The organism is Stenotrophomonas sp. STEN031, from assembly GCF_056759975.1.
Genome location: NZ_JBRREA010000094.1, coordinates 1 through 10874 on the forward strand (window position 1 = coordinate 1; position 10874 = coordinate 10874).

The following is a 10874-nucleotide window of genomic DNA, read 5'->3' on the forward strand; positions in this document are numbered from 1 at the left end:
GGGGCGGTGTTTTGTGGGGGGGTGTTCGTGCCGTCATGGCGGGGGTGGGGGTTGTGGGGCCCCGCCCGCCCCCCACGGGGCCCCGCCACTACATGCCGGGTGCTGGCATTGTGGGAACGACGCGAGCCGCGAAGCTCGCGCTGCCTGAAAGGCCAGAGAGCTACCCCTCCCCAACCCTCCCCTTGCCTTCGGCAAAGGGAGGGGGCGAAAACAAAACCCCGCCTTTCGGCGGGGTTTTGCGTACTACAGGCAGCGGTGAAACTGCGGTGGACTTAGAAGTCCATGCCGCCCATGCCACCCATGCCGCCCATGCCACCGGCGCCGCCCATTGCCGGCTCGTCCTTCTTCGGAGCTTCGGCAACCATGGCTTCGGTGGTGATCATCAGGCCAGCGATCGAGGCTGCGTTCTGCAGCGCCGAACGGGTCACCTTGGTCGGGTCCAGGATGCCGAATTCCAGCATGTCGCCGAATTCGCCGGAAGCGGCGTTGTAGCCGAAGCTGCCGGTGCCTTCCTTGACCTTGTTGACGATGACCGACGGCTCTTCACCGGCGTTGGCAACGATTTCGCGCAGCGGGGCTTCCATCGCGCGCAGGGCGATCTGGATGCCGTGGTTCTGGTCTTCGTTGTTGCCCTTCAGGCCGGCCAGTGCGGTGACAGCGCGCACCAGCGCAACGCCGCCGCCCGGGACCACGCCTTCTTCGACGGCTGCGCGGGTAGCGTGCAGGGCGTCGTCAACGCGATCCTTCTTTTCCTTCATTTCGATTTCGGTCGAGGCGCCGACCTTGATCACGGCAACGCCGCCGGCCAGCTTGGCAACGCGTTCCTGCAGCTTCTCGCGATCGTAGTCCGAAGAGGTCTCTTCGATCTGGGTCTTGATCTGCTTGACGCGCGACTCGATGCCGGCTGCATCGCCAGCGCCATCGATGATGGTGGTGTTTTCCTTGGAAACCTGCACCTTCTTGGCGCGGCCCAGGTCCTTGATGGTGGCCTTTTCCAGCGACAGGCCAACTTCTTCGGAGATCACGGTGCCGCCGGTCAGCACGGCCATGTCTTCCAGCATCGCCTTGCGACGGTCGCCGAAGCCCGGTGCCTTGACGGCCACGACCTTGACGATGCCACGGATGGTGTTGACCACCAGGGTAGCCAGCGCTTCGCCTTCGATGTCTTCGGCGATGATCAGCAGCGGCTTGCCTGCCTTGGCGACGCCTTCCAGCACCGGCAGCAGATCACGCACGTTGGAGATCTTCTTGTCGTGCAGCAGGATGAACGGGTCGTCCAGGTCGGCGGTCTGCGACTGCTGGTTGTTGATGAAGTACGGCGACAGGTAGCCGCGGTCGAACTGCATGCCTTCAACGACGTCCAGCTCGTTTTCCAGGCCCGAGCCTTCTTCAACGGTGATCACGCCTTCCTTGCCGACGCGCTTCATCGCTTCGGCGATGATGTTGCCGATCGACTCGTCCGAGTTGGCCGAGATGGTGCCGACCTGGGCAATGGCCTTGTCGTCAGCGGTGGGCTTGGAGATGTTCTTCAGCTCGGCGACGGCGGCAACCACGGCCTTGTCGATACCGCGCTTGAGGTCCATCGGGTTCATGCCGGCGGCAACGGCCTTGGCGCCTTCGCGGATCAGGGCCTGGGCCAGCACGGTGGCGGTGGTGGTGCCGTCGCCAGCGTCGTCATTGGTGCGCGAAGCAACTTCCTTCACCATCTGCGCGCCCATGTTCTCGAACTTGTCAGCCAGTTCGATTTCCTTGGCAACGGACACGCCGTCCTTGGTGATGGTCGGGGCGCCGAAGCTCTTCTCGAGCACGACGTTGCGGCCCTTCGGGCCCAGGGTTGCCTTGACGGCATTGGCGAGAACGTTGACGCCGCGCACCATGCGCGAACGGGCGTCTTCACCGAAACGAATATCCTTGGCAGCCATTGCGATTACCTCTGAGTAGAGCCGAGCCAAGCTCGGCTGCTTTTATCGGGAAAGGGGGTTTACAGGAACAGGTGGCGCGGCGGCTCAGCCGATGACGGCAAGCACGTCGTCTTCGCGCAGCACCTTGTACTCGACGCCTTCGGCCTTGTAGGACGAACCGGCGTACTGGCCGTAAATGACCTTGTCGCCAACCTTCAGCGACGGGGCGCGCACCGAACCGTTGTCCAGCGGCTTGCCCGGGCCCACGGCCACGACTTCACCCTTGGTGGACTTTTCCTTGGCCGAATCCGGGATCAGGATGCCGCCGGCGGAGATTTCGTCGGCTTCGATCGGCTTGACCACAACGCGGTCGTGAAGCGGCTTGATGCTCATGAAAGACCTCTTAAGTAATTGATTGGCCTGAAATTCCGGCGACACCAGCGGTAAAACCAAGGGGATGCCGGCATCACGCGTAAAAAGACCCGTCGAACGGGCTTGTCTGGGAGATGGGGCTGGCCGGGGACCTTTCAAGGGGAGGCCGGCAAATTGACTGTCCCGAGTGGCAAGACCTGCGTTCCGGTGGCGGAGCCGGTCCTGAAGTCCCCCAGGACGGTCCGGGACTCTCCGCCAGGCCGCGGCGTACAGGCGTGGAGCCGGCGATATCCGCGCGCCCCCGCACGCTGAAGGGCAGCCAGGCGCTTGCAGACTACGCACGCACGCCAGCCACCTCCCTGTACGACTCCAATCCAGGTACGGTACCGATGGTTGCAAAAAAAAATGGCGTGCCCCGGGGGATTGCGGGACACGCCATACCAAGAGAGAGCCGCCCGGACTGCAGGCTGAACTACTTTTTTTCGAATATCACAGGTATCGCGACCACTGCACCGAGGCACTGGCCGGGCTTGCCGGCAGCCCGCTGCTGCCGGTGCTGCACACGGGTATCAGGTTCAGGCCACCACCGCTGGGGACATCGACCGAGATGCCACCGGCCGAGATGGTGGTGTTGGAGGTCTGGTTGCTGCCTACGGTCAGGCTGCCATGGATGGTCACCGTGGCACCGCTGGTCGACAACTGCTTGCCCAGCATCACGCTGCCACGCAGTTCCCAACCGGCAATCGAGGCACCGCCTTCGGCGATGACGGCCGTATTGGCGATCGGCAGGCCCTGGTAGGTCTGTGGCTTGCCGTCGGCTCCCTGCCCTTCCCATTCGACGAACTGCGAACGGCTGGCGCACAGGTTGCTCGGATAGAAGTCGCCGCCGCAGACCCGGGTGGCACCGGCAAAGTTCGGCGCGATGAGATCCCGGTGACCGGCACTGGTGAAGGTGATGTTGCCGCCACAGGTCGCCTGTTCCGGATCGTCACACCCGCGCACGACGATGCTGTTCAGCATTTCGGTGCTGGTGCCATCGATCTTCACCGACTGGTCGAACCAAAGCACGCCCGCCGGCATCTTGCCGACGCCGTGCAACAACCAGCTGCCATCGCGCTGGAGGGCGTTCAGGCAGCCCTTGTCATTGGTGTTGTTGCAGGTCATCAGTTCCTGCAGGAGTGCCAGCTGCACCGCATTGGGATTCTTCAGCGGGTATACGCCGTCGATGGATTCGCCATTGGCGCGCTTGACGTTGCGGATGGTCAGCTGCGGCGCGCCGTCGACCGTGCTGAAAGCGTAGTTGGCCATGCCCAGGAAGTTGTCGGCATCAACCGGCTTCACCCGCGCTTCGCAGTAGGGGATGCCAGGCAGGCCCGGCGTCGCCCCGGCCTGGTTGGCCTGCACGTTGCCGAGGTTCTTGTTGATGCTGCCAGCGAGCTGGCCCGCACCGGTCACCGAGACCTCGGTGACCGTCATGTTGCCGCCACCGAGCAGGTTCTTGACCGTACCCGAGGTCATTGCGATGGTGCCGCTGGCCCACAGCGTCTCGTACTTGCCGCTCCAGCCGGACACGGTGACGTTATAGCCCCACAGCTGGCCAACGGTGAGCGTTGCCAGCCCCACCGTGCCACCGGCAATGCGGGTGGAGCGGAAGCTGAGCGCATCCGGCAGGCTGGCATCGTCCGCGCCCTTCAAGCGCTCGGCATCGGCCGCGCCCGTCAGCAGACCGGTGCTGGGATCAACCCTCAACAGTGGGTTGCCCGCACTGTCCTGCTTGCCGAAATCCAGCAGGAACTGGCTCTCGTCGGTGAGGGTGACCACCACGTGACCGCTGTTCAACGGCGCAACGGTACCCGTCACCCAGGGCGTGTCACCGGTAACGGTACCCGGGATCAAGCGCCCGCCGACTTCGGCGGTGCCGATGAGCTGCGTGCCGGAGTAGACCCCGACGGCATATGCGCCTGCCTTGATGGCGTTGTAGTTGCCCCCGCTGACGCCGTTGCCGATCTGGATGTTGCGTGCCCACAAGGTGGTGCCGCTGGGATTGCCCATGCCATCGATGCGGATGCTGCCTTCCGAATACAGATGACCGTTGTCGGTGATACCACCGCCGGTCATGGAGACATCACCCTTGACGCAGCCGGAGATGCGCGCAGTGGAACCGCCACCGATGGTCAGGTTGCCGGCGACCACGATGTTCTCGTAGTCCACGGCATTGGTGACGTCGAGCTTGCCACCGCTGTAATCAAGATCGCCGTTGAACACCATCGGTGCCTTCGGCATGGACGCACAGACCGGTGGCGTCCCCGGCGTACCGCTGCCGGGCAGCACGTCATAGACCACCTCCACCGTAGCGGTGGTCAAGGCGTTGCCCACGCCTGCGGTGCCGGTAACACGCGCGGTCACCTGGTAGTGATCGCTGCCGGCAACTGCCACCGAAGTCACCGTGGCAGCGCGCACGCCCAGTGCCTCCAGTCCGGTGACCGGCTTGGCGTCGTTGCCTACCCAGCCCGGCCATACGCTTGTTTCCACCTGCAGCAGATACAGCCGCAGCGCTTCGACACCGCGCCAGGCAGCGGCCTGTGCCGCCGTTGCCGAATGCGTGGTCAACTGCTGTGACTGGGTACCGCGCAGCGAGTAAATGGTGGCAGCAACCGTCACCGATACCGCCAGCCCCACCATCAGCACGATCAGCAGGGTGGCGACACCGCGCTGGCGCTTCCAGGCGGAAAAGCGATTCTTGTCCATACGCGCGTGCTCCTTGTGCATCAGCTGGTGATCACTGCGAGATTGGGCAGGCAGGCCACGAACAGATGGCTGCTGGCATCACTGCGCTCCAATGCCAACTGCTGGCCCACGGCGGCGCTGGGCGTGGCACTGAAATCCTGTTGCATGTAGGGCAGGCACTGGCGCTGACCCTTGAGTGAAAACACATAGCCCGGGGCCAGGGTCATCGCGCCAAGTTCCTCTTCCCCCGCCGCAAAGGCGTTGCCATCTTTCTGCGCGGGCGTGAAGAATGCGGCACCGCCGGCCAACAACTGCTGTTCGCTGCTGTCCCATGCCGCCACCTCGGCGTTGCTGCAGGCCTTGGGGGTGAACCGGTACAGGCCCTCGCCGTCCACCAACCGCAGGCCGGAGCAGACATAGTCGCTGGCGCTGAGGTCGGCCTTGTAACGCCATACCAGCTCCTTGCCCGCATCGCGTACGTGCAGTTTGCTGTTCAAACTGTCTGCGGCCGGCACACCGAAGCCCGCACTCTGCAGTTCGATCTGTGCCGACAACAATGCAGCCGACACCTGGCCATCACGCAATGCCGAACGCGAGGCATTGCTGGAGACTTCGACCATGGTCTTGTACAGCGTCATCATCGCGGCGATGGTGATCAGCGAGATCACCAGACCCACCATCATGCTGATCAGGCTCTGACCGCGTTGCCGCTGGCCGCCGATACCGGAAACAGTGTGCAGGTGCATGCTCATTGCCTCGTCGAGACCAGCAGGTCGGGATCGTCTTCACCAGCGCCCTTGTTGCCGAGGTCACTGGCAGTGACGGTCAGGTCCACCCGCTGCGGCGCCTCCACGGTGCGTTCCACGCCCGCCATGGCCAGCGTGGCCGTTGCCGGCTCGCAGCTGACGGCCGCGTTCCTGGCCTCGCCGTTGGGCAGGCTGATCTCCAGCGTGGCGCTGCCGCACAGGCCCACGCCCTGGCCATGCAGGCTGTCGCGCAGGCGTTCCACCATCAGGTTTTCCACCTTGGCATCGCGCTGGCTGTTCATCACATTGGCCACGACATGCGCCAGCCCGGCACCGATGATGCTGGTGATCAGCACCCCGACCAGGGCTTCCAGCATCATGTCGCCGCGCTGGCGGCGCGGCGGATCAAAGCAGATCGACATAGAGTGGATCCTGGCTGTTCATGCCAACGGCAATACGCGAATGGGTGGCACCGCTGCTGCAACTGGCAGCGCCGGGCAAGCGCTGGCCGCGGTTGTCGAAAGCCACGCACGACAACTGGTCTGCCGCGGCCTGTAGCGCCTCGGCATCGGCGTAGTCATCGCCCCCCGTCAGGCGATACTCACCGCCACGTGGCAGTTCGCCCTGCCACAGCACCTCGTTGCCATCGCCGCGCAGGACCTGCAGGCTGCGCTCACTGCGCTGCAGACGGGCCGACGTGGCGGCGCCGATGACATGCTCGGGATTGCGCAAGGCCAGCGAGCGGGTCTGCGACACCGCCTCCCACAACAGGTTGCGCGCCTGCATCTGCCGGTTGCTGTCGATCCACTGGCGCGCGAACGGCATGCTTGCCAGCGCCAGTACCGCCATCACTGCCAGGGTCACCATCAATTCGATCAGTGAAAAACCCGTGGCACGCCGACTCATGGCCAGTCACTCACGCCGGCACAGTTACCGGAGACGGTGCGGCTGTTGCCGGAGTCCAGTTTGAGCGTGCAACCACTGGCCTTGCCCAGTGCGCTGCCGGCGACGGCCTTCAGCTCATAACCACCGCTGCTGGCGGCGTAGGTGTAAGTGAACTGGCCGGCCTTGGTCGCCGCGTTCCAGCCCTTCTTGGCGGCGGCATCAGTGGCCGGGTAACCCAGGGTGCGCTGGCGGAAGTTCTCCACCGTACTGGACAACGCCATCAAATCGCTTTGCGCTGTACGGATCTTGCTGCGCAGGACGTAGTCCGAGTACAGCGGCATGGCGATGGCAGCCAGGATCGCGATGATGGCCACGACGATCATCAGCTCGATCAACGTGAAGCCCCGGTTGTTGTGTTGTTGCATACGCCCCCCTGAAGAGCCTTGCGAACACCTGCATCCGCCGTGGAGTGAACTTCGTAAGAATTGGCCTGCATCCGTTGTCAGATGAAAACCAGGTGAAACTGTGACCGGCCGCAATATACAATTGATGACAACGATGTCAACACTTCCACCTGAAAGTGCCGTAACCGCTTCTGCGACAATGGCCGGATGGACGTAAGACTGGTCTTCTGCACCTGCCCCGACGAACAAACCGCGCAGGCCTTGGCTCAAACCCTGGTAGAGCAGCGTTTGGCTGCCTGTGTGAACTTGTTGCCTGCGATGCGGTCTGTGTACCGCTGGCAGGAGCAGATTGAACAAGCTGAAGAGGTTCAGCTGATCATCAAGACCTGCGCTGATCGGCTGGACGCGCTGAGCGCCGCCATCAGGCGGCAGCACCCGTATGAATTGCCGGAGATCGTGGCGATCTCCCCCAGCGCCGGCTTGCCGGCGTATCTGGACTGGATCCGGGCGCAGACCCGGGAGGAAACATAATTAATGATGCTGTTGCGACAATTTGCCGCCTTCTGCCTGTTTTCCCTGGCCGCCCTGCCGGCGTTGGCCATCAATGAAAAAGACCTGCTGCCGGTAGACCAGGCCTTTGCGCTGCGCGCCGAAGCGCCCAGCCGCGACCGCATCGAGCTGCGCTGGGACATAGCCCCGGGCTATTACCTTTATCACCACCGCACCAGCGTCAAGGCCGGCCCTGGCTTCACCGCCGGCGCGTTGCAGATGCCGCAGGGGGAAAAGAAGCACGACGAGTTCTTTGGCGACGTCGAAACCTACCATCGCCAGCTGCGCTCCATCCTTCCCGGCACTGCCGACCCGGGCGTCAACAGCGTCACCCTGGAAGTTCGTTACCAGGGCTGTGCCGATGCCGGCGTCTGCTATCCGCCGCAGAAGCGCACGGTCGAAGTGCGGCTGCCCGCCGCCAACGTTGGCGCCCCTGCCGCCGCGCCCGCCCCTTCGGCTGCGCCCCTGTTCAACCCGCTCGCCGGCAACAGCGGTGGTGGCCTCAACCTGCCCGGCACCGCTGCCGTGCAGGCCTTGCCGCTGCCCTCTGAAAAGGCGTTCGGCTTCGAAGCCATCGTCGACAACGGCAACCGCCTGCTGCTGCGCTTCTCGCCCGCACCGGGTTACTACCTGTACCGCGACCGCACCTCGCTGGCACTGGAAGGCGCCGACGGCGTGCGCGCCGGCCGACCGCAATGGCCAGCCGGCAAGCCCTACCGCGACGAACACTTCGGCAACGTGGTGGTGTACTTCGACCAGGTCGACGTGCCGCTGCCGCTGCGCCGTGACAAGCCTGACGCAACCCCGGCCACCTTGGTTGTGACCTTCCAGGGCTGCCAGACCGATGGCATCTGCTACCCGCCGATGACCCGCCGGGTGCGGCTGTCACTGCCTGCCGGCAAGGTCTCGCAGAAGGAGAAGGAGGAACTGGCGGTCGCCCCGCTGGTGATTCCGCCACTGCCGGCCGGCAAGAAGGGCGACGTCACTCCGATGCCGCTGATCGACCCGGCCAACCCGCCGGCACCGCAGCCGCTGGTGGTCCGGCCGGCCGCCGAGGCCGCCAGCCTGGCCGAGGCCGCACCGGATGCATCGGCCGACAACACCCGCCGCAGCCAGCCGCCGGCGCAGGCCGCAGGCGATGGTTCCTTGCTGTGGATATTGCTGTTGGCCTTGGCCGGTGGCCTGATCCTGAACCTGATGCCCTGCGTACTGCCGGTACTGTCACTGAAGGTACTTGGCGTGGCGCAGAGCGGCGAAAGCCGCCAGCGCGCACGCAACCACGCGCTCTGGTACACCGCTGGCGTGCTGGTTGCATTTGCCGCGATCGGCGCACTGGTGCTGGCCCTGCGCGCGGCCGGCCAGGCTGCCGGTTGGGGCTTCCAGCTGCAGCACCCGTGGTTCATCGCCGCACTGGTGTACCTGATGTTCGCGGTGGGCCTGAGCCTGTCCGGGCTGTTCACCCTGGGCGGCAGCGCAGGCCAACTGGGCCAGAACCTGGCCAAGCGCAGCGGCCCCAGTGGTGACTTCTTCACCGGCGTGCTGGCCTGCGTGGTCGCCAGCCCCTGCATTGCGCCGTTCATGGGCCCGGCACTGGCCTACGCCTTCACCGCCCCGCCTGCCCTGGCGATGCTGGTGTTCCTGGCACTGGGCCTGGGCCTGGCACTGCCGTTCCTGCTGATCGGTTTCGTGCCGGCGCTGGCCAAGCGCCTGCCCAAGCCGGGCGCATGGATGGAAACCTTCAAGCACGTGATGGCGTTCCCGATGTACCTCACCGCCATCTGGCTGCTGTGGGTACTGGGCAAGCAGCGCGGCATCGATGCGATGGGGCTGATGCTGATCGGCCTGACCGTGCTGGCGCTGGGTCTGTGGTGGTTCGAACGCAGCCGTTGGCACAGCCGCAGGATCGGCATGGTCCTGGGCGCGGTGATCGCGCTGCTGGCCCTGGTGCCGGTGTGGGGCGTGACCCGCCTGCCACCGCCGGGCGCCGCCGTGGCCAGCGAAGGCACGGTGGCTTACTCGCCGCAGATGCTTGACCGCCTGCGCGCGGACAACCGCGTGGTGTTCGTGAACATGACTGCCGACTGGTGCGTCACCTGCAAGGCCAACGAACGCAACGTGCTGGACCGTGACAAGTTCCGCGACACGCTGAAGCGGGTCAACGCGGTGTACATGCGCGGAGACTGGACCAATGTGGATCCGCAGATCAGCGCCTTCCTCGACCAGCACAAGGCCGTCGGCGTACCGCTGTACGTGGTCTACGGCCCGGGCGCACCGCCGCGCGTGCTGCCGACCGTGCTGACCCAGTCCGTCGCCGAAGAAGCGCTGCTGCGCGCGGCACGCTGATGCGCCGCGCCGTATGGTGGGTGGCAGGTATTGCCGCAGCGGCCGGGCTGTCCGCCGGCGCATGGCTGAGCCGCCCAGCAACGCCGGCGCGGCCATCGATGAGCGAACCTGCCACGGCGCCGCGTTCGGCCACGCCGGTGCAGGGTGTACGCGTCGGCGAACTGATGCCCTCGTTCGCCCTGCCCGACCTGGATGGCATGCCGGTGCAGTTCCCGGAGCGCTTCAAGGGCAAGCCGTTGCTGATCAATGTATGGGCAAGCTGGTGCGCGCCCTGCATCGAAGAGATGCCTGAACTGGCGCGCTTTGCCGCGCGTCACGCTGATAGCGGTCCGCAGGTTGTGGGGCTGGCGTTGGATACACCCGATGCGGTGTTGGATTTTCTTGGCAATGTGCCGGTGTACTACCCCATCGTCATCGAGACACCGGGGCCGAACGACGCCAGCGTCAAGCTGGGCAACTCGCAGGGCCTGTTGCCGTACAGCGTATTGATCGACGCGCAAGGGCGCGTCCTCAAGCAGAAGCTTGGCCCGTTCAAGGCGGGCGAGATTGATGCCTGGGTAAAAGATACGCCGACCATTCCAACACCGTGATCCCGCGCCGCGGATAGACGCGGCACACTCGGCGCGACGTGAATCGCCGAAGCGCGATCAAGGCAGCAGCGCTGGATTGACGATCTGATCATTGAGTTTCCGGTGTCATGCGATGCCGTAGATTTCCGTGGCATCCGCTGGTAGATCTGCTGCCCAGGGAGTTGAGTGCATTGCTTTGCTTTGCTTTGCTTTGCATTGCTTTGCATTGCTTTGCATTGCTTTGCATTGCTTTGCATTGCTTTGCACTGCTTTGCACTGCTTTGCACTGCTTTGCACTGCTTTGCACTGCTTTGCACTGCTTTGCACTGCTTTGCACTGCTTTGCACTGCTTTGCACTGCTTTGCACTGCTTTGCACT

11 protein-coding genes are annotated in these 10874 nt (G+C 64.5%); 3 read left to right on the forward strand and 8 right to left on the reverse strand.

The genetic code is table 11. The annotated features are described in order from the left end of the window. Positions 1–272 precede the first annotated feature (272 nt). The 7 genes from groL to ACVOLQ_RS21730 all read right to left on the reverse strand — a co-directional run bounded on the left by groL (position 273) and on the right by ACVOLQ_RS21730 (position 7056). The gene (groL, locus tag ACVOLQ_RS21700; RefSeq protein WP_481529275.1) at positions 273–1922 is read right to left on the reverse strand and encodes a chaperonin GroEL; all 1650 of its coding nucleotides are present in this window, start codon (positions 1920–1922) and stop codon (positions 273–275) included. 84 nt (positions 1923–2006) lie between these two features. Then, positions 2007–2294, reverse strand: coding sequence for a co-chaperone GroES (locus ACVOLQ_RS21705; RefSeq protein WP_057626824.1), 288 nt, complete (start codon positions 2292–2294; stop codon positions 2007–2009). 468 nt (positions 2295–2762) lie between these two features. Further along, the gene (locus ACVOLQ_RS21710; protein ID WP_313494413.1) at positions 2763–5021 is read right to left on the reverse strand and encodes a hypothetical protein; all 2259 of its coding nucleotides are present in this window, start codon (positions 5019–5021) and stop codon (positions 2763–2765) included. A 20-nt stretch (positions 5022–5041) separates the two neighbouring features. Next, the gene (locus ACVOLQ_RS21715) at positions 5042–5746 is read right to left on the reverse strand and encodes a PilW family protein (RefSeq protein WP_481529276.1); all 705 of its coding nucleotides are present in this window, start codon (positions 5744–5746) and stop codon (positions 5042–5044) included. Between the two features lie 2 nt (positions 5747–5748). Next, positions 5749–6168 (reverse strand): type IV pilus modification PilV family protein, encoded by a 420-nt coding sequence (locus tag ACVOLQ_RS21720; protein WP_313173379.1) that lies wholly within the window; start codon positions 6166–6168, stop codon positions 5749–5751. Next, positions 6152–6652: a pilus assembly FimT family protein gene (locus ACVOLQ_RS21725; RefSeq protein ID WP_313173380.1), complete on the reverse strand. Its 501-nt coding sequence runs from the start codon at positions 6650–6652 to the stop codon at positions 6152–6154. The genes ACVOLQ_RS21720 and ACVOLQ_RS21725 overlap by 17 nt, the downstream gene beginning before the upstream one ends. Next, complete coding sequence (locus tag ACVOLQ_RS21730) at positions 6649–7056, reverse strand: type IV pilin protein (protein ID WP_313173381.1); 408 nt, start codon at positions 7054–7056, stop codon at positions 6649–6651. The genes ACVOLQ_RS21725 and ACVOLQ_RS21730 overlap by 4 nt, the downstream gene beginning before the upstream one ends. 186 nt (positions 7057–7242) lie before the next feature. Here ACVOLQ_RS21730 and cutA point away from each other — a divergent pair, with 186 nt between their 5' ends. From cutA to ACVOLQ_RS21745, 3 genes are read left to right on the forward strand one after another with little or no spacing between them, the layout of a single operon-like run. Beyond that, complete coding sequence (gene cutA / locus ACVOLQ_RS21735) at positions 7243–7566, forward strand: divalent-cation tolerance protein CutA (protein WP_313173382.1); 324 nt, start codon at positions 7243–7245, stop codon at positions 7564–7566. A 3-nt stretch (positions 7567–7569) separates the two neighbouring features. Next, complete coding sequence (locus ACVOLQ_RS21740; protein ID WP_481529277.1) at positions 7570–9927, forward strand: protein-disulfide reductase DsbD family protein; 2358 nt, start codon at positions 7570–7572, stop codon at positions 9925–9927. Then, positions 9927–10517: a TlpA family protein disulfide reductase gene (locus tag ACVOLQ_RS21745; protein ID WP_313173384.1), complete on the forward strand. Its 591-nt coding sequence runs from the start codon at positions 9927–9929 to the stop codon at positions 10515–10517. Before ACVOLQ_RS21740 ends, ACVOLQ_RS21745 begins: the two co-directional genes overlap by 1 nt. Before the next feature lie 105 nt (positions 10518–10622). Here ACVOLQ_RS21745 and ACVOLQ_RS21750 read toward each other — a convergent pair. Next, positions 10623–10874: hypothetical protein (locus tag ACVOLQ_RS21750; RefSeq protein WP_481529278.1), on the reverse strand; the 252-nt coding region annotated here is incomplete at its 5' end.

Coding starts and splice junctions, on each gene's coding strand:
- ACVOLQ_RS21705 (WP_057626824.1), bottom strand. CDS start 2,294: ATGAGCATCAAGCCGCTTCACGACCGCGTTGTGGTCAAGCCGATCGAA.
- ACVOLQ_RS21730 (WP_313173381.1), bottom strand. CDS start 7,056: ATGCAACAACACAACAACCGGGGCTTCACGTTGATCGAGCTGATGATC.
- ACVOLQ_RS21720 (WP_313173379.1), bottom strand. CDS start 6,168: ATGTCGATCTGCTTTGATCCGCCGCGCCGCCAGCGCGGCGACATGATG.
- groL (WP_481529275.1), bottom strand. CDS start 1,922: ATGGCTGCCAAGGATATTCGTTTCGGTGAAGACGCCCGTTCGCGCATG.
- ACVOLQ_RS21740 (WP_481529277.1), top strand. CDS start 7,570: ATGATGCTGTTGCGACAATTTGCCGCCTTCTGCCTGTTTTCCCTGGCC.
- ACVOLQ_RS21725 (WP_313173380.1), bottom strand. CDS start 6,652: ATGAGTCGGCGTGCCACGGGTTTTTCACTGATCGAATTGATGGTGACC.
- ACVOLQ_RS21745 (WP_313173384.1), top strand. CDS start 9,927: ATGCGCCGCGCCGTATGGTGGGTGGCAGGTATTGCCGCAGCGGCCGGG.
- ACVOLQ_RS21715 (WP_481529276.1), bottom strand. CDS start 5,746: ATGCACCTGCACACTGTTTCCGGTATCGGCGGCCAGCGGCAACGCGGT.
- ACVOLQ_RS21710 (WP_313494413.1), bottom strand. CDS start 5,021: ATGGACAAGAATCGCTTTTCCGCCTGGAAGCGCCAGCGCGGTGTCGCC.
- cutA (WP_313173382.1), top strand. CDS start 7,243: ATGGACGTAAGACTGGTCTTCTGCACCTGCCCCGACGAACAAACCGCG.